This window comes from Ensifer oleiphilus, assembly GCF_013371465.1.
Lineage (GTDB): Bacteria > Pseudomonadota > Alphaproteobacteria > Rhizobiales > Rhizobiaceae > Ensifer > Ensifer oleiphilus.
On record NZ_JABWDU010000003.1, the window covers coordinates 334,450 to 356,086 of the forward strand.

At 61.0% G+C, this 21,637-nt stretch carries 19 protein-coding genes; 6 read left to right on the forward strand and 13 right to left on the reverse strand.

What is annotated here, in order from left to right; all coding sequences use genetic code 11:
- Position 1 precedes the first annotated feature (1 nt).
- From HT585_RS14270 to HT585_RS14285, 4 genes are all read right to left on the reverse strand, one after another.
- Positions 2-1,015: an ABC transporter permease gene (locus HT585_RS14270; protein ID WP_176353562.1), complete on the reverse strand. Its 1,014-nt coding sequence runs from the start codon at positions 1,013-1,015 to the stop codon at positions 2-4.
- A 140-nt stretch (positions 1,016-1,155) separates the two neighbouring features.
- Entirely contained in the window at positions 1,156-2,727 is a 1,572-nt protein-coding gene (locus tag HT585_RS14275) for an ABC transporter substrate-binding protein (RefSeq protein ID WP_343213982.1), read from the reverse strand.
- A gap of 91 nt (positions 2,728-2,818) precedes the next feature.
- Entirely contained in the window at positions 2,819-3,451 is a 633-nt protein-coding gene (locus HT585_RS14280) for a helix-turn-helix domain-containing protein (protein WP_176353563.1), read from the reverse strand.
- A gap of 230 nt (positions 3,452-3,681) precedes the next feature.
- On the reverse strand, positions 3,682-5,172 hold the full coding sequence (locus HT585_RS14285) for a M81 family metallopeptidase (protein WP_176353564.1): 1,491 nt from the start codon (positions 5,170-5,172) through the stop codon (positions 3,682-3,684).
- Between the two features lie 109 nt (positions 5,173-5,281).
- Between HT585_RS14285 and HT585_RS14290 the strand changes: the two genes are divergently transcribed.
- Together HT585_RS14290 and HT585_RS14295 are read left to right on the forward strand one after the other, a co-directional pair.
- Entirely contained in the window at positions 5,282-6,106 is an 825-nt protein-coding gene (locus HT585_RS14290) for a M55 family metallopeptidase (protein WP_176353565.1), read from the forward strand.
- Between the two features lie 24 nt (positions 6,107-6,130).
- Positions 6,131-7,369 (forward strand): NAD(P)/FAD-dependent oxidoreductase, encoded by a 1,239-nt coding sequence (locus HT585_RS14295; RefSeq protein WP_176353566.1) that lies wholly within the window; start codon positions 6,131-6,133, stop codon positions 7,367-7,369.
- A 304-nt stretch (positions 7,370-7,673) separates the two neighbouring features.
- Here the strand turns inward: HT585_RS14295 and HT585_RS14300 are convergent, their stop codons facing one another.
- The 9 genes from HT585_RS14300 to HT585_RS14340 all read right to left on the reverse strand — a co-directional run bounded on the left by HT585_RS14300 (position 7,674) and on the right by HT585_RS14340 (position 17,216).
- Positions 7,674-8,417, reverse strand: coding sequence for an amino acid ABC transporter ATP-binding protein (locus tag HT585_RS14300; RefSeq protein WP_176353567.1), 744 nt, complete (start codon positions 8,415-8,417; stop codon positions 7,674-7,676).
- Complete coding sequence (locus tag HT585_RS14305; RefSeq protein ID WP_176353568.1) at positions 8,414-9,388, reverse strand: amino acid ABC transporter permease; 975 nt, start codon at positions 9,386-9,388, stop codon at positions 8,414-8,416. The genes HT585_RS14300 and HT585_RS14305 overlap by 4 nt, the downstream gene beginning before the upstream one ends.
- Positions 9,389-9,449: 61 nt before the next feature.
- The gene (locus tag HT585_RS14310) at positions 9,450-10,283 is read right to left on the reverse strand and encodes a transporter substrate-binding domain-containing protein (RefSeq protein WP_176353569.1); all 834 of its coding nucleotides are present in this window, start codon (positions 10,281-10,283) and stop codon (positions 9,450-9,452) included.
- Positions 10,284-10,423: 140 nt separating this feature from the next.
- Positions 10,424-10,813: a carboxymuconolactone decarboxylase family protein gene (locus tag HT585_RS14315; RefSeq protein WP_176353570.1), complete on the reverse strand. Its 390-nt coding sequence runs from the start codon at positions 10,811-10,813 to the stop codon at positions 10,424-10,426.
- Positions 10,806-11,615, reverse strand: coding sequence for an alpha/beta fold hydrolase (locus tag HT585_RS14320; RefSeq protein ID WP_176353571.1), 810 nt, complete (start codon positions 11,613-11,615; stop codon positions 10,806-10,808). Before HT585_RS14320 ends, HT585_RS14315 begins: the two co-directional genes overlap by 8 nt.
- 2 nt (positions 11,616-11,617) lie before the next feature.
- Positions 11,618-12,694: an LLM class flavin-dependent oxidoreductase gene (locus HT585_RS14325; RefSeq protein WP_176353572.1), complete on the reverse strand. Its 1,077-nt coding sequence runs from the start codon at positions 12,692-12,694 to the stop codon at positions 11,618-11,620.
- A 35-nt stretch (positions 12,695-12,729) separates the two neighbouring features.
- Positions 12,730-14,244: an aldehyde dehydrogenase gene (locus tag HT585_RS14330; protein WP_176353573.1), complete on the reverse strand. Its 1,515-nt coding sequence runs from the start codon at positions 14,242-14,244 to the stop codon at positions 12,730-12,732.
- Between the two features lies 1 nt (position 14,245).
- On the reverse strand, positions 14,246-15,232 hold the full coding sequence (locus HT585_RS14335; RefSeq protein ID WP_176353574.1) for a flavin reductase: 987 nt from the start codon (positions 15,230-15,232) through the stop codon (positions 14,246-14,248).
- Between the two features lie 178 nt (positions 15,233-15,410).
- Entirely contained in the window at positions 15,411-17,216 is a 1,806-nt protein-coding gene (locus HT585_RS14340) for a helix-turn-helix domain-containing protein (protein WP_176353575.1), read from the reverse strand.
- Positions 17,217-17,386: 170 nt separating this feature from the next.
- Here HT585_RS14340 and HT585_RS14345 point away from each other — a divergent pair, with 170 nt between their 5' ends.
- The 4 genes from HT585_RS14345 to HT585_RS14360 all read left to right on the forward strand — a co-directional run bounded on the left by HT585_RS14345 (position 17,387) and on the right by HT585_RS14360 (position 21,611).
- Positions 17,387-17,989, forward strand: a complete 603-nt coding sequence (locus tag HT585_RS14345; protein WP_176353576.1) for an amino acid synthesis family protein — start codon at positions 17,387-17,389, stop codon at positions 17,987-17,989.
- Positions 17,990-18,024: 35 nt separating this feature from the next.
- Positions 18,025-18,507 (forward strand): Lrp/AsnC family transcriptional regulator, encoded by a 483-nt coding sequence (locus tag HT585_RS14350; protein ID WP_176353577.1) that lies wholly within the window; start codon positions 18,025-18,027, stop codon positions 18,505-18,507.
- 196 nt (positions 18,508-18,703) lie between these two features.
- Positions 18,704-20,200, forward strand: a complete 1,497-nt coding sequence (locus HT585_RS14355) for an NAD-dependent succinate-semialdehyde dehydrogenase (protein ID WP_176353578.1) — start codon at positions 18,704-18,706, stop codon at positions 20,198-20,200.
- Positions 20,201-20,237: 37 nt separating this feature from the next.
- Positions 20,238-21,611 carry an aspartate aminotransferase family protein gene (locus HT585_RS14360; protein ID WP_176353579.1) on the forward strand — a complete coding sequence of 458 codons (1,374 nt, stop codon included), beginning with the start codon at positions 20,238-20,240 and terminating at the stop codon, positions 21,609-21,611.
- Positions 21,612-21,637: the final 26 nt, after the last annotated feature.

Below are 21,637 nucleotides of genomic sequence, written 5' to 3' on the forward strand. Positions count from 1 at the left end.
ATCAGACCTCCCTGATCTGCGGGTCGGCGAGCATGTAGGCGAGATCGACCAGGAGATTGATCAGCACATACCCGATGGAGGCGACGATCGTGAAACCCATGATGGCTGGAAAATCGAGCGTCTGAATGGAGGTAACGACATAGGTACCCATGCCGGGCCAGGCGAAGATCGTCTCGGTCAGCACCGCGCCATAGAGAAGATCGCCAAGTGCCAGCCCCAACAGGGTTATCGAAGGGATCAGTGCGTTTCTGAGCGCATAGTTGAAGATGATCATGCGCTTGCGCAGACCGCTGGCGCGCGCGGTCCGAATGTAGTCCTCCTGAAGGACATCCAGCATCGAGGCGCGAATCTGGCGCGTGATCACCCCCATATTGGCGAAGGCCAGCACGAAGCCCGGCAGGATGATGTGGTAGACGGCACTGCGAAAGGCGTCGAAGCGGCCTTGCAGCAGCGAGTCGATCAACAGGAATCCGGTGATGCGTTCGGGCGCGACGATGCCCATGGCCAGGCGACCGCTGCCAGGCAGGATCTGGAACTTGGCGTAGAAGAGATAGATCAGGATAAGACCGAACCAGAACACCGGCATCGAGATGCCGCAGACGGAGACAGTTCGTGCAATCTGGTCGATCGGACCGTCCTTGTAGACCGCCGACAGCACGCCAAGCGGCACGCCAAGACAGATGGCGATGAAGAGCGCGACTGATCCGAGCTCCAGCGTCGCTGGCAGGAAGGTGCGGATATCGCCGGCAACAGGGCGATTGGTGCGCAGCGATGTCCCGAGATCCCCCTGCAGCAGATTGCCGATATAGATCGTGAACTGCTCGACCACAGGTCGATCAAGACCCAGATTGCGCCTGACGTTTTCAAGCGTTTCGGCGCTCGCCCGGTCGCCGGCGATCATGCGTGCCGGATCTCCCGGTATGAGATGCGAGATTGTAAACGTAATGATGGCGACGCCTAACACCACGAAAAGCAGAAGAACGAGGCGCGGGATGATGATGCGGGTGATTGCCATGGACGTCGGCCCTTCTGGCAGGAGCACCCTGCCTTGCTTGGGAACGATGAAACCCTGCCGCGACAGCCGTTAAGGCTGGCGGCAGATGCTCCGTGGAATGGGGCCTGTTGCGGCCACAGGATCGGTGCGATCCCGCTTTCTCATTCCGTTTTCGACATCGTTCCGAAGTTGTAGACCTGGATCAGCATGGGATTGTAGACATAGCCTTTGACGACCGCGCGGCGGGCGAAGATGTCGTTCTTTTCCATGATGTAGAGATAGGGCGCGTCCTGCGTCGAGAGCGTCTGCGCTTCGACATAGAGCTCCTTGCGCTTCCCCTCGTCGACGATGGCTGCCGCCTCTTGCACGAGTTCGGTCACCTTGGCGTTGTCGTAGAAGGAACGGTTGCCAGGACCACCCATTTTGCCGGCGTCGAACCAATAGTTCATGAACATGTAGGGGTCGGCGAAGTCAGGCGTCCAGGCACCGGGCGCCATATCGAACTTGCCGTTGGCCACCAGTTCGCGCTTGGTCGTGTCGGCGACCGCCTGCAGGTCGAGCTTGACGCCGATTTCGGCAAGCGACGCCTGCAGTGCAAGCCCGACCGGCTCCCACGCGGGATCGGCCTGGGAGAAGGTGTAAGTCAGGCGGATGTCGCTCTTGCCGGATTCGGCAAGCAGGGCCTTGGCCTTCTCGACATCGTATGTGTACTGGAATCCCTGCGGATCGTGCCCCCACATGCCGCTCGGCACCGCGCCGCGCATCTGCTTGGCCTGGCCGAGCATAATGCCGTCGATGATGCCCTGATAGTCGACCGCATAGGAAATCGCCTGGCGCACCTTGGCATCATCCAGCGGCGGCTGGCGGTTGTTCATGTAGATGTAGTTCACATACATGCTGGGATTGCTCTCCACCACGACGGAGGCGTCTTTCTGCAACGCCTCTGCCTGATCGAGCGGGATCTGTTCGATGATGTCGGCATCACCGCTCGTCAATTGCAGACGGCGGGCCGAGACGTCGCCGACGATGCGGATGACGACTTGTTTCAGCGCCGGCTTGGTGCCCGCGTAATGTTCGTTGCGGTCGAGGACGATGCTCTGGTTGCGCTCCCAGGAGGCGATACGGTAGGGGCCGCTGCCTGCGGAGTGCTCCGCGAGCCAGGCCTTCGCCATGTCGCCGTCCTTCTCGTGCTCCATCACCTTGGGATTGACGATGGCCGCGCCGGAGACGGCGAGCGTCGAGATGAAGGGGGCAAAGGGCGCCGTCAGATGGAACTTCACCGTCTGCGGATCGACGACCTCGACTTCCTTCAGCACCGGAAACGCGTCGGAGGGGCCTGCCTTCAGCTTCATCAGCCGATCGAAGCTGAACTTGACCGCGGCCGCGTCGACCGGTGCGCCGTCATCGAACTTGTGGCCGCTGGCGAGCTTGAAGGTCCACACGAGACCGGCGTCGTCGGCCGTCCAGCTTTCGGCCAGTTCCGGCCCGACTTCCGTCGAGCCGCCCTTGTAGGCGACGAGCCTCTCATAGGCAGCATAAATGAGTGTGTAGCCACTGTTGCTGATTTCAACGCCAGGATCGGCGGTCGGCGGATCTTCCGCTCGCGCCAACACCAGGACGTCCTGCGCAGCGATCGCGCCGGAAAGCGGCGTTGATGCCAGAAGCAAGGCGACGCCAATCGATTTCCACTTGGAACCGTTCATCTCGTAGTCCTCCCCAGAACTGCGGTGCACGATGCCCTCCCGGCACCAACCGCAGCACTAGAGTAGGAAACGATTTTCCTAAGTGCAATATTTTTTCTTATCGTACTCGTTTTTAGTTGTATCAGCCTTTGGACTTGATCGTCTGCGCGTTCGACAGGGTGGAGACCAATTCGGTTTCCGGGGTAGAGCAGACGCACAGGATTTGCGCAGGCTCTTCGCTCACGCTGAGATAGGCGTGCCCCATCATGGCGTCGAAGTAGCAGGAATCGCCCTTCCTGAGCCGCAAGGGTGCATAGATCTCGGTATGGAGCTCGAGTTCCCCTTCGACAACGTAGAAGAACTCTTCGCCCTTATGTCGGATCAGTGGCCCGAATTCGTCGAGTGTGCGGGCGCGGGCCACCGCCACGATCGGAACCATCGACTTCTTCGAAATCTCAGTACAAACATAGAGATAGTCGTAGTTCTGCGTGATGATCTCCCGCCCCTCACCGGTTCTGGTGTAGGTGCGGCGTCCCAGCATGCTGGGCGCCTCCTCGGCGCCGGCCGTGGTCCCGAAAAGCTCGACGATATCGACTTTCAGGCCTTGGGCCAGCTGGACCAACCGGTCGTAGGTGAGCTGCATCTGGTTGTTCTCGACCTTGGAAAGGGTCGAGACGGCCAGTCCCGTCATCGAGCTCACCTCTGCCAGCGTCCAGCGATTACGGTTGCGAATCTCCTTCAAGATATCGCCTAGGGTGGATTTCGCATCGGTCATCGTAGGCGTCTCCAATTTGCCCGCAGCCGTCACGACCGCCCGCCGGTCTCGGCTCAGCCAGCGACGCGGGCAGAATCCGATTGGCATGATAGGAAAACCATTTCCTATAATACGGGGCCGAAATCAACATCGGCCCGAAAAGCAATGCCACCCTTGCATGCCGGCGTCATCGGCTCGACCTGCAGTCCATCCGCCGTCTGCATCGACGACAGCGATGGTTCGCCAGAGGTCTATGCCGTGAGCGCCGCCGCATGGCATCCGTCCTCCTGCGCAAACGGGTCGGCGACCTTCGGCCAATAGAGGCGTTTCAGTTTGGTGAAGGGCAGCGCCTCGAAGTTGGGCTGCAGGGCGCCGGGGCCGCCAACATAGAGGATTTCGCTGGCGATGGGTTCGAAGCCGGCGCGGAAGTGGTTGCTCGATTTCACCACGACGATCTTCTTCTGCGTCGGGTCGAGGCCCAGCGCCGTCATGCATTCCGGGTGGAAGACCTGTGTGCGCAGCGTGTTGAGCACGATGTCGATGCCGCCTGCCGTGACCCAGACAGCGTCGCCGATGCCGAGCGGCGTCGGCCCGAAGCGCTGGGTAACGCCGGAGGCAATGCGCCTGACTTTCACGGTCAGGTCCACGGGATCGCCGGAGGCCGGCCCGACCTTGCCGCCGATCCTCAGGGCCAGCGTCGCCCCTTCTCCCGCCTCGCGGCACATACGCACCGCAATCGGGTCCCAATAGAGGCAGGTCGCCACGTTCTCGATGCCGCGCTCGATGATGCGGCGCAGGATGAAGGTCGAGTCTCCAGGCGCCCCGCCGCCGGCATTGTCGGAGACATCGGCCAGCACGACCGGTCCACTCTTTGCGGCGACGGCCAGGTCCAGCGCGGCATCGATGCCGAGATAGGTGCCGCGCATGTGCTCACGCGCATCGAATATCTCCCTGCCGATGGCCTCCGCGGTGCGTGCCGCCTTCTCCTTATCATCGTCGGTCACGACGAGCATCTTGGCGCCGACATCCTCGACGTCGCCCCAGGGGAAGCCGTGACCGAAGGAGACCGAGAGAATACCATCCTGCCCCTCCATCGCCTTCATGCGGTCGACGATGCCGCGCAACGGCGCGCGATGCGGATGGAAGGTATTGATCATCCGGCAGTCATAGAGGGCCATCACCGGCCGCACTTCACCCGCAAGGGTCCGCTTCATCAGCTGGAACAACTGGGCTGCGACCTCCTCGATGTCGGTGTGCGGATACTCCTTGTAGGTGGCGATCATCGTCGCGTTGGCAATCATGCGATCGGTGATGTGGCAATGCAGATCGAGCTCGGCGGCAACCGGGACATTCGGCCCGACCACTGCGCGCACGTGCTCGATCAGATCCCCCTCGACATCGTCATAGCCGTCTGCGACGCACGCGCCGTGCAGCGCCAGCATGACGGCGTCGACCGGCATGGCGGCCTTGAGGTCGTCGAGGATCGTTGTGCGGAAGCTCTCATAGACGGTCCGCGTGGTCCTGCCGCCTGGCTCGGCCACGGCGCAGAGGCTCTCAACCACGTCCCAGCCCTCTTCTTCGGCGGCATTGCGCCAGACCAGCATCTGCGACGAGCAGCACGTCAGTGGTTTGCTGGTTGCGTCGCCATAGGCGATCAGGTTTTCCTGGAAAGCCTCGAGCCCCGTCTGCATCGGCGAAAAGGTATTGGTTTCGGTGTCCAGACCCGCAATAAACAGTTTCATTTTTGCCTCCGCCAGAAAGAAAGATATTTTCTAATCATAAAACTATGTTTACCGTAGGAAAGTCAAATGCATCATTCGCGCCATCGCGCGGCTGGCCGGGGAGGCAGGAATGCGCATCTACATCTCAGCTGACATCGAGGGGATCGTCGGGGTCGTCAGCCGCGACCAACTGATGCCGGAAGGTTTCGAATACGAAAACGCGCGCCGCTGGATGACCGATACCGTCGTTCACGCCTGCGAGGCCGCGCACGAGGAAGGCGTGGAGGAAGTCATCCTCAGCGATTCCCACGGCAATGGCGAGAGCATCCTGATTGACCGTCTGCCAGACTATGTGCAGATCGTGCGCAGCTGGCCGCGACCGCTGATGATGATGCAGGGCGTCGAGCTCGGCTCCTTCGTCGGTGCGATGCTGCTCGGCTACCACGCCGGGGCAAGCCATCCGGGTGGGGTTCTGTCGCACACGATCGGCGGCACGGCGTTTGCCGAGGTGCGCATCAACGGTGACGTCATGCCGGAAGCCGGTATCAACGCCGCCATTGCCGGACATTTCGACGTGCCCGTCTTGCTCGCCTCCGGCGACAATATCGCCCTTGACGAGATCAAGGCCTGCATCGGCGATATCGTGACGGTGCCGGTCAAGCAGGTTTACAGCACACAGTCGGCGATATCGCTGACGCCGGCCGTCGCGCATCGTCGGATTCGCGAGGGCGTCAAGGCGGCGCTGTCAACAGCCGGTGCGGCGAAACCGTTCAAGCTGGAAAATCCGGTCCTGGAGATCGTGTTCCGAAATCGTCTGCCGGCCGAGTATCTCTCCTACCTCAAGGGCGTCGAACGCACCGACGGTTACACGATCCGCTACCAGGGCGACGACATGGTCGACGTCTCGCGCTTCATCCAGTTCGTGGTCGGCTACAATTCACGCCTGACTTTCTGACCAACTCCGCAACGGATCCCATTCATGACCACCTCGATTGTCCTTGGCGCCGGCATGGTCGGCGTCTCAACCGCGCTTGCCTTGCAGGAGAACGGGCACCAGGTGGTGCTACTGGATCGCCAGGCACCGGGGCGGGAAACAAGCTATGGCAACGCCGGCATCATCCAGACCGAGGCCGTAGAGCCCTATCCCTTCCCGCGCAGCGTAAGCGAGATCGCCAGGGTGGCGCTGAAGCGCGGCAACGACGTCGATTGGCGGCTTCGCGATTTGCCACGCGTGGCGGGGCCGCTCTTGCGGTATTTCACGCAGTCGGCGGCTGAGCCTTACGCGAGAACCATCGCGGCCTATTCACAGCTCGCGCTCAGGGCGAGCGACGATCACGCGCGCTTTATCGAACCCGCCGGCGCAAGCGACCTGATTGTCCGGCAAGGGTGGCGCGCCGTCTATCGTACGCCCGCGAGTTTCGAAGCGGCTGCAGCCGATGCGGACCGGCTGAAGCGTGTCTATGGCGTGCCGTCAGCTGTTCTAGGCACGGACGATCTTGCCGCAAGCGAACCGGCGCTGCAGCGTCGGCTCGCGGGTGCCGTCCACTGGACCTCGCCCTGGACCTGCCGTGATCCGGGCGAGCTGGTTGCGCGATACGCCGCTCTCTTCGTGGCGCGTGGCGGTACGCTGGCACGCGGCGACGCAATGACCTTGCGACCGAATGGTGCGGGTTGGCGGGTATTGTCCGAGGATGGCGTTGTCGGCGCTGAAAACGCGGTCGTTGCCCTGGGGCCATGGTCGCCTACGCTCGTAAAGACGTTCGGCTATCGCATACCCATGGTGTTCAAGCGCGGTTACCACAGGCATTTTTCAGGAGAGCACGGGCCGCGCGTCTCAATGCTGGACGTCGACAATTCCACGCTGGTTGCGCCGATGAACGCCGGATGGCGGGTCTTGACCGGCGCGCATATGACGCCGCCGGGAACAGCGCCGGCATCGCGACAAATTCGACACGCGACCGACGCTGCCCGTGATCTTTTTGCACTGCGAGACCCCGTTGAAGCCACACCATGGTCGGGCACTCGGCCCTGCATGCCCGACATGCTGCCTGTCGTCGGCCCGACCCGGCACAGGGGTCTGTTTTTTCATTTTGGCCACGGACACCAGGGCTTCACTTTGGGTCCGACGACCGCATTCCTCCTGGCGGAGCTGATGACAATGGGCCGCGGGAATCCGCTTGCGCTCCCGTTACTGCCGTCAGCGCGGGGCTGGGCATAACGCAGCCGAAAAGACCGTGAAGGGCAGGTCGACATCGTCAGGAATCCTCGCACCGCAGTCGGAGCAGATCGCTCCGGCCCTCGTGAGTTCCATCCGCAGTGTCGGAGCAATTTCGTGGCGGTCGGAAATCGCCAAATTGTCAGAAGGGGATCAGATACCGCGCAGGCAAGGCTGATATTCTGGCCGCGCGGATTCCGAGGCTAGGTCGACGGGATGTGAACCGCACCGTTCTCAGGAGCAATTTCCCCGGGAGTGTGTCAGTGACGTCCATACCCTGCCGCTCTTCCTTCAGTACATTCGCCAATCAGTGCTTCAGTATCTGGCTGAGGAAGACCTGCGTGCGTTCGTGTTTGGGACTGGTGAAGAATTCGTCAGGGGTCGCCTCCTCGACAATCTGCCCGCCGTTCATGAATATCACACGGTCAGCGACCGCGCGCGCGAACCCCATTTCGTGGGTGACACAGACCATTGTCATTCCGTCCTTGGCGAGAGCAGTCATGGTTTCGAGCACTTCCGACACCATTTCAGGGTCAAGGGCCGAGGTGGGCTCGTCGAACAGCATCACTGCCGGCTGCATGCAGAGTGAGCGGGCGATCGCCACACGCTGCTGCTGGCCACCCGAAAGCTGGACCGGGAACTTGTTTGCCTGTTCAGGAATACGAACCCGCTCAAGATACTTCAGTGCCCTTGCCCGCGCCTCGGCCTCCGGCACACCACTGATCCACATCGGCCCAACCATGCAGTTCATCAGCACAGTCATGTGCGGAAACAGGTTGAAATGCTGAAACACCATGCCGACATTGCGCCGCACGTCCGAGACATTGCGCATCTTGGCGTGCAGGTTGATGCCGTTGACGACGATCTCGCCTTCCTGGTGGGCCTCCAGTCGATTGAAGCAGCGGATCAATGTCGATTTGCCCGACCCGGACGGGCCGCATATGACGATACGTTCTCCCTTGCGGACCTTCAGGTTGATATCCGTCAGCACCTGAAACGCACCGTACCATTTGGACACGTTCCTGACGTCGATAATGGTCTCTGCACTCATCTGACCTTGCTCCTGGCATAGTGGCGTTCGATGCGGGACTGGATGAGTTCGAGGCAGATTGACATGATCCAGTAGAGCATGGCGGCTGAGATAAGCATTTCCATGTGCTGGAACGTTTTCTGGCCAAGCGTGCGCGCCAGGAACATCAATTCCCAGACGCCAATCACGGAGACGAGCGAGCTATCTTTCAGCATCGAAATGAACTGGTTGCCTGTTGGCGGAATTATGACGGGCAGCGCTTGCGGCAGGATAATCTTGCGCATGGTCAGTCCGAAGCCAAAGCCGATCGACCTTGATGCCTCCCACTGGCCGCGGTCGATGCTCTGGATGCCGGACCGGAAGATTTCCGTCATGTAAGCGCCGTAGCAGAGCGAAAGTGCCAGGATACCTGCCGGAACGGCATCGATGATGATGCCAAGCTGAGGCAGACCCAGATAGATCAAATAGACCTGCATCAGGAGTGGCAGCCCGCGAAAGAACGATGTGTAGAAGCTTGCGATCGCGTAGGCAAAACCGTTGGTCGACAGTTTTGCTACCGCACCAAGGATGGCGATGAGCGAGGCGATTGCAATCGAAATCGCCGACACATAGACGGTCGTCACAAGGCCCTGCGCGATCAGGAAAGGAAGCTTCTGCTCGATAAACGGCAGGCTGAGGTGAAACGTCTGGAAGAAGGCGAGAAACACCAGGAGAAGCTCAATCCATACAATAGCGATCTGGATCTTGAGGCTGGCAAAGCCAATCAGAACGATGTTCAGGCAAAAGAGCGCTGCGATCACAAGGGCAATGGCGAAACGGCCGTAGAAGCCGCTTTGCAAAGGCTCACCGATCACCGGGCGCATGAGTTCGCCCATTGTCGTGCCGGTCAGATTGAAGACGGTGAAGACGACCAGGGCGGCGGCGAACATCGTCGCGACGAACCGCGGCTGGTGGACGAGTACGACGGACTCAACGGTATCCGGATAAAGCATCTTAGTCCCTCTGGACAAAAAGGCGGTCCGGACCGACCCGGACCGCCAGGTGTGGGAAGGGCTATTTCACGACGGTGTAGTCGACGCCGTACCACTTCTCGGACAGCTTGCTCAGCGTGCCGTCGCTTTGCATCGCCTTGATCGCTTCAGCGATCTTGTCGTTCAGTTCCTTGTCGCCGTGCTCGATGGCAACGGCGAGCGGCTCGTAGAAGACGGGGTCGCCGACCTGCTTGATCGGATACCCGGCCTTGATGGCATCGCGGATACTCGGCAACGACGACACCACCGCATCGACGCGAACGCCGTCGCCGAGGCGCAGGTCGTCAAAGGCCGTTGTCGAGTTGGCGTAGGACTTCACTTCCTTCGGCTTGAAGGCGTATTCGAAGGCGGGAGCCCCAGCGGCATCGAGCGTCAATTCCTGCTTGGCGTAGGCTTCGAAGGTCGACGTTGCCGTTGTTCCGACGACCTTGCCATCCAGGTCGATCAAGGTGATGGCGAGACTATCCTTGTGGACGGCGACCGCCGCCGGCGTGTAGTAGTAGACGGCCGGAAAGTCGAATATCTTGGCGCGTTCCCTGGTCGGCGTCATCGAGCCCACATGCATGTCCCAGCGGCCCTGCCAGTTGCCGGCGGTGATGATATCCCAGCCCGGGGTGACAAACTCGACGCCGACACCGAGGCGCTTGCCGATTTCCTTGGCGACATCGATGTCGAAACCGTCCATCTCGTTCTTGTCGTTCATGAAGGACTGCGGCGCCCAACTGGCGTCGGTTGCAACCTTCAGGGTTTTTGCGTCGAGCACGCGGTCAAGGACGGCACCGGCGTAAGCCGGAAGCGCCGCGAACGATATGGCAATCGATGCGGCCGCCGCTGTCAGTCTGGCGAAAGTGTTCATTCTGTCGTTCCCTCTTGTCGTTCTGGGTTTTGGCAGGGTCCTCTTCCTGCCATAGGGGTGATCTTGAGTTCTCAGACGCCCTTCCGTCTTCCGGCGATACGAGGCAGCGCGGAGCCGCCCTTTCCTCATAAACGTGGAAATCAGCGCTCTTCCTTCTTGTCCATTTCGTCACGCACAGTCCGGGCGATCCGGAAGGCTTCGACGCCCGCGGGAATGCCGCAATAAATCGCGATCTGGACGAGTGCCGCACGAAGCTCTTCATCGGTCAGACCGTTGCGGATCGCGCCGCGGAAATGGATGGCGAATTCATGCATGCGGTTGAGAGCCGCTAGCATTCCAAGGTTGAGCAGGCTTCGGCTCTTCAGATTCAGCCCCTCGTCCGTCCACGCGGTGCCCCAGCAATACTCGTTCAGCAGATCCTGGAAGGGGCGCGAGAAGGCATCGCTGTTGCCGATTGCCCGATCGACATACTCGTCGCCGAGTACTTTGCGCCTGACAGCCTCGCCTCTTCTCTGCAGAGCCTCATCCATCGACCGTCTCTCCCTGGCTCAGAAATTCACTCATCAGGTCCGCTACGGCGTCAGGCGCTTCGATGAGGATCGAATGGCGCAAACCCGGCAGGATCCGGAGCATCGATCCGGGGATGCGCTCATGCATGTAACGGGCCATGCGCGGATTGGAGCCGGCATCGTCCTCGCCGGTGGCGATCAGCGTCGGGCAGCGGATTTGGTCGAGGAAGCCGCCGAAGTCCGTCTCAGCCAGCACCCGGTAGGCAGAGGCATAGCAATCCGGATCATTTTCGGCGTCGCGCGATCGCAGCCTTGCAATGATATCCGGGTTGCGCTCCTGAAAGTCTTCCGTCAGCCATCGCGACAGCGAGGCATTGTGGTGATCTGCAGGTGTACCCGCTCTGAGCGCGGCAAGGCGCTCAAGAACGCGCGCGCGCTCGAGCGGCGTGCGGCCGGCAACGGTCGACAGAAGAACCAGCCTGCGCAATCGCTGAAGATGGGTCAGCGCCAGGCGCTGGGCGATCAGGCCACCCAGCGAGAAGCCGGCGAGATTGAATACGGGGAACCCCGCTCGGTCGGCAAGCGCCAACGTCTCGTTGACGAAGTCGTCGATCTCGTATCGCCCCATGACCCGGCTCGACTGGCCGTGGCCGCGCAGATCGAAGGTCAGGATGGTAAAGCGGTCCTTCAGCCGCTCAACCACGCCCGACCACGCCTCCAGATAGGATCCGACACCGTGGATACAGACGAGCGGCTCGCCGTCCCCCTCGATGCGGTAGTTGAGCGTTACTTCGCCGATGGTATGACGCTGGACCCCTGTCATCGTCAGCGCCCCACTGCGACGCGCTTCTGCTCTTTTTCGCGGGCTGCAAAAAAGGGCATGATCTCCGTGACGAACAGCTCAAGCGTCCGCTTCTGCATTTCGAAGGGCAGATTGAAGGTCAGGCCGAGGCAGTATTGATCGACGCCGGCAGCCTCGTAGGCCAGCAACTTCTCGATCGCCTCGTCCGGCGTGCCGAACATCAGGTTCTTGCGGATGTTTTCCGGATTGTAGTTGTCCTTGCCCTTGACCGCTTCGTAGGGCACGGCCTCGGGGAACCCGTTGTGCACCGTCCCGATATTCTGCATTAGGTTTTCGAAGGCACGGCCGTAGTCCATGCTGTGCTTCACAGCGCGTTCCCAACCGTCCGGCCTGTCGTAGACGCAGGTCCGGCGCTGCATCATGAAACGCGGCCGCGGCACCTCAGGATGATCGGCGACTGCCTTGTGAAACTTGTCGGAAAGCACCTGAATTTCCGCAGCCGGCGCAGAGAGCGGCGTTGACAGGATGCTGGCGCCGTTTGCGATTGCCCAGTCGAAGGTACCCGGATCGCGCGCCGCCACCCAGATTGGGGGATGGGGTTGCTGAAGCGGCTTTGGCACGGCCGCCGTGATCGGGAACTTCCAATAGTGCCCCTCATGCGCATAGTCGCCGGACCAGAGTTTTTTCACGGCCGGCACGATTTCCTTCATGTAGGCGACGCCTTCCTGCTGCGGCATGCCTCCAGCCATGCGGTCGAATTCGTACTGGTAGGAACCGCGCGCGATACCGAACTCCAGGCGGCCGTTGGTCAGGTGGTCGCAAAGCGCCGACTCGCCTGCGAGCCTGATCGGGTTCCAGTAGGGCGCCACCAGCGTGGAGGTACCCAGCCGGATGCGATCGGTGTGCTGGGCAAGCCAGACCAGCGTCTGGAACGGGTTCGGCGAGATCGTGCATTCGAGGGTATGGTGTTCAGCGGTCCAGAGCGCCTCGAAACCACCTTCGTCGGCAATTCGCGCGAGTTGAAGCAGATTGCTTTTCACCCGCTCCATCGGCACCTCCGGTGAGAAGCGTTCCATCGTGAGGGAGACTGCGAACTTCATGGTTTCCTGCCTTTCCTGTGCCCGTGCGTTTGTCGTTATTTCAGGCGAATGACGAAGGGGTCCTGCATCGCGCCGGAGTAGTCGACGATGACGTTTTTCAGCCGCGAAAACTCGTGCATGACCTCGAAGCCGCCGCGCCGGCCGTAGCCGCTTTCCTTGAAGCCGCCGTTGGCGGACATGAACGAGGCGGAGCGATAGGTGTTGATCCATACCGTGCCGGCGTCGATCCGATTGGCGAAACGCAGGGCCCGATCGATGTCCTTGGTCCAGATGCCGGAGGCGAGGCCATAGCGGGTGTCGTTGGCAAGCTGGATCATCTCTTCCTCGTCGTGGAACGGCATGACGCCGACCACAGGTCCGAAGAGCTCATCACGCATGAACGCCATGTTGTTTCCCGCGTCGACCATCACGGTCGGCTCGAAGTACCAACCGCCATCAGCAAGTCCTTCTGCCTGGGGACGGCGGCCGCCTGTTGCGATCTTCGCCCCTTCCTTCACGCCGGACGCGAGATACGCTTCCACCTTCGAGAGCTGGTCTGCGAGTGCGAGCGGACCGATATCGGTGTCGTCGACCGTCGGAAGGCCGACGCGGATGCGTTGCGTCCTGGCGATGAGTGCATCGATAAACTTGTCGAAGACGCGAGCCTCTACGAAGCAGCGTGAACCGGCCACACAGGTCTGGCCGGCTGCGGCAAAGACGCCGGAGACGACGCCGTTTACCGCATGCTCGATGTCCACATCGCCGAAGACCACATGGGGAGACTTGCCGCCGAGCTCCATCGAGCAGGGAATAAGGTTTTCGGCCGCATTTCCGGCAATCCGACGGCCCGTGGCCGTGCTGCCGGTAAAAACGTACTTCGCGACACCGGGATGGCGCGTCAGCGCCTCGCCGGCGCTTTTCCCCGTACCCGTCACGACATTGACGACGCCTTCCGGGAAGCCCGCCTCGTGGATCAACTCGGCAAGTGCCAGCGTCGAGGCCGTTGCGTGCTCGGAGGGCTTGATGACAACCGTATTGCCGATCGCAAGGCAAGGCGCGAGCGTGCCGGTCAAGAGCATCAGCGGCGAATTCCACGGCGTGATCATGCCGACGACGCCCAAGGGCTCGCGAAGATTGAAGTTCAACGTGTCGAGCCGGTTGATCGGGATCGTCTCGCCCTGCAGCTTGTCGGCCATGCCGGCGAAATAATGGTAGCTGTCAGGCATGGCGCGCATCTGCGCCCGGGTTTCCTTGAGCAGCTTGCCATTGTCCCGCGTTTCAATCTCCGCGAGCGTATCGGCGTTGAGGCGAACGAGTTCGGCAAGCCGACGCATCAGCGCGCCGCGATCGGTCTGCGTCATGCGCCGCCAGGCAGGGTTGCGAAAGGCGGCATTGGCAGCGGCCACGGCGGCCTCGACATCATCCACATCCGCTTCGGCCAGATCATACCAGGGCTCGCCGGTCGTCGGATCGAAACTGGCGATGTAATTGCCCTTCTTCGGCGCCACGAACTGCCCGCCGATGAACAGGGGCTGGCGCGAGCTTTCAACGGAGCTGACTGTCGTCTTCATGTTATTGTCCTTGGTCTTGGGAGGCCTGAAGCCAGTCGTGAGCTTTGCCGTCGATCATCGCGACGCGACCGCCATCATCGCTATCCATGTAGATGCCAAAGCGTCCTGCTTGCCGTTCACGCACATAGCGCCGCAGCATGGATCTCAGCTCGTGGGTCGCGATCGCGGCGTAAGGCAGATCGTCGAGAGAGAAGAACCGGAGATCGCCAGGGAGATTTGTCCCGTCGCCGGCCAGTCGGGCGCGATAGACGAGGTAGCCTGGATCGCTGTCGGCAACGTCGAATACCGAATAGAGAAAGGTTTCCTCTGGCACGAGGCGCAGGGCCCCGCCGCCGTCGACGACGAGCTGGCTGTCGGCCTTGCGGCGCCGCGCGCATGGCAGCACCCAGGTCCCCTTGCCATCAGAGCGCAGCAACAGGCGATCACCCGCCTCGATGAGGTAGCCGATGATCATTCCATGAGAGGCAAGCCAGCCGTTCGGTAACGGATCCTTGACGCTCGCGTAGCGACCGCGACAGAAACCGAGTGGCGCGGTCGGGCTCGTCCCGAAAGCACGAACCTGGCCGATCAGGATCGCATGGTCGCCTGCATCGACAGTATTGAAGGTGGTGCAATCAAACCAGGTCAGGCTGTCCGTCAGCACCGGTGCGCCCGTATGAATGTTGTCGTGGGTCACCGACTGGAACTTGTCTTGTGCCTTCGAAGCGAAGGTACCGGACACGTCGACCTGTCCCTCGTGCAGGATATTGACCGCAAAGCACCCCGCGTTGGTGAAGGATTGATAGCTCGATGCCGACTTCGCGACGCAGACGAGAAGCAACGGCGGATCAAGCGAAACCGAGGTAAAGGAATTCGCCGTCATGCCGCGAGGCATGCCATCCTCGTCGCGGGTCGTGATCACAGTGACGCCGGTCACGAAAGTCCCGAACGCGCGGCGTAGCGCAATGGGATCTATCGGCGCGTCCGTCGATGCATCTTCCACCACCATGCGTATGTCCCTCCTCTCGATCAGTTGGAGAGAAGGCTATCGTGGCCATCGCGGCCGTTCTTCCATGGCTTCATAGGAAGAGATCGAGAAGTTCTGCATCGATCCCTAGCAGCCCTGCGCAAGCCAAGAAGGAGCATGGCGATCCTGTCGCAAAGGGCACTTCAGCGGGAGAGAGATATCAGGTGCGTGCCGAGGACCGGTTGTCGATGACACCGTGCAGGCGAAGGGCGAGTTCGACGGCAAACCGCTTTTCCGGCGCCTCGATATCGATACCGAAGAGTTCCTGAATTCGCGTCAAACGGTAACGTAGCGTGGTGACGTGCAAACCCATCGTATCGGCGCAGGCCTGGCTGCGGCAGCCTTCCTGCAGATAGACCGACAAGGTCTCGAGATAGGGCGTTCCGTTTTCGCGATCGTGGTCGGCGATAGCGCCGATGCTATCCTGCACGAAGCCGCGCACATCCCCCGCTTCGCAGGCAGCCACCAACATCGGAAGCGGACCGAAATCCTGGGCTGATATCGCGCCTGTCAGGCCAAACGAGCGACCGATCCCGATCATGCGGACGCATCGCTCCCAAGCGGCAGGATAGTCGCTCAGCGTGGAGCAACGATTACCGACCACCACGATCGGTTCCTCGTCGAAATAGCGGCCGAGCTCTTCGGCAATACGGCGCGTGAGCTTCGCCATACGTTCTTGCCGCTTGCCGGACTCCGGGGGTACCAGGCAAACCACCCCGCCTTCGATGCCGACAAGGTTCGATTGCAGGGATGCTTGCTTCATGATGCGTGAAAGCGTGTGCTCGACATCGACGGATGCGCCACCGAACGCCTTGGTCTTTTCCGGGAAATCAACGACGATCATCTGCTGCGGCGCGGCGAAACTGAGCCCAAGGCGCTGAGCACGCTGGGATATATCGTTCGCATTGCGCCAACGCCCTTCAACCACCTCGAAGAAAAGCTCGGCCTGTGTCCGCGTCTCGAAGCGGAAGCGAATGAAGCTGCGCATCATCTGCACACTCAACGCGAACTTGGCGCTGTCGAGCATCAAGAGGTCAAGGTCGCTGAACTCGTGCGATGTCGGAAAGATGATCAGCGCGCCGACAAGTTGCATATCGACCGTCAGCCCCTCGATGCGCGCGGTTGTCCGGAAACGCTGTTTGCCATCATCCAGAAACAGGCTCGTCGCCTCGGTCGTCCCCTTCTCAACAGCGTCACGCGCCGCTTTCATCAGCGGCCGGGCAAGTGCGGTCGACGCAGCCTCTTGCCAACTTCCATCGTCGAAGAGGGTCGCATTCGGCGATTTGCCCGCCATGATCTGGTTCGCCGTGAAATCGACGACAACAGTCGGATTTGGAAGCATGGTTCCGACCATCGCGGAGAGCGACGAGACAGAACCGTCGGTCAGCACATGCTCCAGAAGCGAAGTATGAGCCTTCAGCGCGCGCTCCAGACGCTGAGCCGAGACCTTCTGCGCTTCCAGTTGATGTTCGCGTTCGACGGCAACAGCGCCAAGGTGAATGATCGTGCCGAGAAAGGCGAGATCGTCCTCGCAAACATCCGTCACCTGCCGGGCGATGACGCTCAGGACCATCGGCCGGCCTTCCCAGTCCTTGCAGTTCATCGGCATGACGAGAACGGTGCGGTAGTCGCGCTCGAAGGCCTCTTTCCTGTAGCCTGGAAATTCGGCGGACTCACGCGCGTCGCGGATATAGACGGGTTCGTTTCGTTGCAAAGCGATTAGCGACGGGCTTGTGGCTAGTTCCCATTTGTCGGGCAAAGACCGCTCTATCAACGTCGGGTCGTAGCGCACGATGACATGCGCATACCCATGAGCGGCATCGATGCCCATGATCGACCCCAACGACCAGTTCGCATGGCGACAGGCGGCCGCAATGAGCTGCTGCAGCACGATCTGAAGATCGCCACCACTGTTGATCTGACTGGCGACGTCGCGGAGCGCCAGTATCCGGGACTTCTGATCCAAGTCGTCTACCTCTTGACATCTGTCAATCGACCATGCGCGCGCCGAGCGCCAAAGTCTACTCTGCTTCCGCGAAGTCTTGGCGCACATCTTGCGACGGAACGTAGGAAGCACCATCCGGCGATCCCGCTAGGGTGCGAAGCAATCCCAACAAAACAGCAACGGCACATCCCATGACGATCGGCATTCGAAAAATCTGCACTTTCCTGGAAGAAACCCTGGTGGAGGGCGGCATGGCGGCGCCGCGCCCCGTCAATATCGTCGTGGTCGCGGCAGTGATCCAGAATCCCTGGGCAGGCCGCGGCTTCGTCGAGAATCTCAGGCCGGAAATTATCCGCATTGCCAGCGAGCTCAGCCATCAGATGACAGACCGGCTGTTGCGCCAAATGGATCCGGAACGGATCGAGGCGTGCGGCAAGGCAGCTGCAGTCGGCATCAGTGGTGAAATCGAGCATGCGTCGGCGATGATCCATACGCTGCGCTTCGGCAACCCTTTCCGCGAGGCGATCGGCGGCACGAACTACCTGGAGTTTGCCAACACCCGCAATGCACCGGGCGCGCTCCTTTCTCTACCGATGATGCACAAGAGCGAGAGCGGCAAGCGATCGCATTTCCTGACCGCCAATTTCCAGATCGCCGACGCGCCGGGCCCGGACGAGATCATCGTCGCCATCGGCGCCTCCGACAGTGGCCGTGCCCATGCGCGCATCGCTGACCGTTTCCACGACATAGCGGAAATGGATGCGGAAAAGGCTGCATTGCTCAGCAAGGCTTGATAAGAGCAGACATACGAGTTGTGCCGGAGTTTGCCATGAAGCTTGATGCGATCGACCTGCGCATTCTCGATGCAATTCAGCGGGATGGCCGCATCACCAAACTTGCGCTCGCCGAAAAGGTGGGCCTTTCGCCCACGCCATGCTGGATGCGGCTGCGCAAGCTGGAAAAGGCCGGGATCATCAGCGGCTACCATGCACATGTGGCATTGCGGCGGGTCGCGCCCGTTGCGAGCGTCATGGTCGAGCTAACGCTCGCCAACCACCGCCAGGCCGACTTCGACCGGTTCGAACGAGCCGTCCGGGACACTCCGGAAATCGTCTGCTGCTGGTCGGTTGGCGGCGGCGTCGACTACATCATGAAGATTGTTGCCGCCGACATCGACGCCTACCAGCGCCTGATTGATGCGCTGCTCGACCGCGAGCTCGGGATTGCCCGCTACTTCACCTACATCGTCACCAAGACGGTCAAGGAAGAACCTGTGCTTCCCGTGTCATTGCTGGTGGCCGACGAAGCCTAGAACTCGTCCTGTAGAAACACGCCTGTCCAGTGGCCCGTACCCAGTCCGGGCCTCCATCGGTTCCGTCACAGGGATAGTCAATCTCTCTCATCCAGCGCGTGGTTTCGGACAGATTGCCTCTATCTGCCGGCATCAATGGACAATCTCTCGCCGCATACCATGAACAATCGGCTGCGAGAGAAGAGAGGACTCGACAATGACAGCCGTGTTTGCCCGCCCCGATTACCATGAAGCCCTGTCTGGCCTGCGTGATCGCCATTTGCTGCGCAATCTTTCCTATATTGACGGCCGCTGGACCGGTTCGCGCGACGGGGCCAATTTCGAAGTAACCGACCCAGCCTCCGGCATCTCACTTGCCTGGGTAGCAAGCCTTGGGGCGCGGGAAACGGAGCATGCGATCGATGCCGGCCAGAAAGCTCTGTCGCAATGGCGAGCGCTGTTGCCGCAGCAGCGGTCTGCGATCTTGCGCAAGTGGTACGAGCTGATCCTGGCTGCCAAGCAGGACCTGGCCTTGATCATGACCCTTGAGCAGGGCAAGCCGCTTTCCGAATCCATTGGAGAAATCGACTACGCCGCCTCTTTCGTCGAGTGGTATGCCGAGGAGGGCAAGCGTCTCAACGCCGAGAGCGTCAGCAGCCACCTACCCGGCGCTGAGATGATCGTGCGGCGCGAGGCGCTAGGCGTCGTCGGGATCGTGACACCCTGGAACTTCCCCTCAGCCATGATTACCCGCAAGGCCGCAGCAGCCCTCGCTGCCGGATGTACCGTCGTTGCGCATCCCTCCAGCGAAACACCGCTTTCGGCGCTGGCGCTTGCCGAACTCGGCGAACGTGCGGGCCTTCCTGCCGGTGTCTTCAACGTCGTTTCCGGCGATGCGGCAACCGTTGTCGGCTGCTTGAACGTCGATGCACGTGTGCGCGCCTTGAGTTTTACGGGCTCCACCGAGATTGGGAAACGCATCGCCGGTCAATGCGCATCGACCATGAAGCGGCTTGTGATGGAACTCGGCGGCCATGCGCCGCTGATCGTCTTCGCCGATGCAGATATGGAGAAGGCAACCGCTATCGCAATCGCTGCCAAGTTCGCGACGTCCGGCCAGGACTGCCTCGCCGCCAACCGCATCTATGTCGAACGCTCCGCACTCCCGGACTTCACCCAGCTATTCAAGGCACGCATCGAAGCGCTGAAAGTGGCAGCGGGGCTTGAACCAGGCAGCGACATCGGCCCGCTGATGCACGAGCGCGCCATTGCCAAAGTGGAGGAACAGGTCGCCGATGCCCTGAAGCGCGGCGCGAAGCTCCTGACCGGTGGCAAGCGCCATAAGGCAGGCACTCTCTTCTTTGAGCCGACGCTTTTGGTGGAAGTACCCGACGATGCGCTCATCATGCGTGAAGAAACCTTTGGCCCGGTCGCCGCCATCATTGCTTTCGACAGCGAGAAAGAAGTGATCGCAAGGGCGAACGACACCGAATACGGTCTCGTCGCCTATGTCGTGACTGAGAATGGCGCGCGTCAGATGCGCCTTGGCAGGGCGCTCGAATATGGAATGGTTGCCATTAACCGCGTGAAGATCACCGGCGGCCCGATCCCCTTCGGCGGTTGGAAACAATCGGGTCTCGGCCGTGAAGGCTCGCGCCACGGCATCGAGGCTTTCACCGAACTCAAGTATCTCTGCATCGACACAGCCGCCTGAGGCAGGCGCGCCAGGTCCATACGCGAAAGGAAAGACCATGCTCGACAAAAGCAACGAACTTACAGCCTGGGACCGTGATCACTTCTTCCACCCGTCCACACACATGGGCATGCACGCCCGCGGTGAGACGCCGACGCGCGTCATCGGCGGTGGAGAAGGCGTCTACATCAGCGATACGAACGGCAGGACGAGTCTCGACGCCTTTGCCGGCCTCTATTGCGTCAATGTCGGCTACGGCCGCCAGAAGATCGCCGACGCGATCGCCGCACAGGCCAGGAACCTCGCCTACTATCACGCCTATGTCGGGCATGGCACCGAGGCCTCGATCACTCTGTCGAAGATGATCATCGACCGCGCGCCTGAGGGCATGTCGCGGGTCTACTTCGGCCTTTCCGGCTCCGACGCCAACGAGACCAACATCAAGCTGATCTGGTACTACAACAACATCCTGGGTCGCCCCGAGAAGAAGAAGATCATCTCGCGTTGGCGCGGCTATCACGGCTCCGGCATCATGACCGGCTCGCTGACAGGCCTCCATCTCTTCCATAACGCCTTCGACCTGCCGCGCGCGCCGATCCTGCACACAGAAGCGCCTTACTTCTTCCGCCGCCCGGACCGCTCTATGGACGAAGAACAGTTCTCGCAGTCCTGCGCCGACAAGCTCGAGGAGATGATCCTGGCCGAAGGGCCGGATACGATCGCCGCATTCATCGGCGAACCGATCCTCGGCACCGGCGGCATTGTGCCGCCACCGAAGGGGTACTGGCAGAAGATCCAGGTCGTGCTCGACAAGTATGACATTCTGCTTGTCGCAGACGAGGTGGTCACCGGCTTCGGCCGCCTCGGCACGATGTTCGGCTCCGACCACTATGGCATCAAGCCCGATCTCATCACCATTGCGAAAGGTCTCACCTCCGCATATGCGCCGCTTTCCGGCACCATCGTCTCGGACAAGGTCTGGCAGGTGCTGGTTCAGGGTTCCGACGAGTTGGGTGCCATCGGCCACGGCTGGACCTATTCAGCCCACCCCATATGTGCAGCTGCGGGTGTTGCCAATCTCGAGCTGATTGACGAACTGGAGTTGGTCGACAACGCCGGCACGACCGGCGCCTACTTCCGCGCTGAACTGACGAAAGCCCTCGGCGGCCACAAACATGTGGGCGAGGTGCGTGGCGACGGATTGATGGCCGCGGTCGAGTTCGTCGAGGATAAGGACGACCGCATCTTCTTTGATCCGGAAAAGAAGATCGGCCCGCAAATCTCTGCAGCCCTGCTGGAGCGGGGCGTCATCGGCCGCGCCATGCCACAGGGAGATATCCTTGGCTTCGCGCCACCGCTCTGCCTCACGAGGCAAGAGGCCGACATCGTCGTGAAAGCGGCCGCTGATGCGGTCACCTCCGTGCTCGGCTAGGCAAAGGCAAAGTCAAAGCGAAGTGG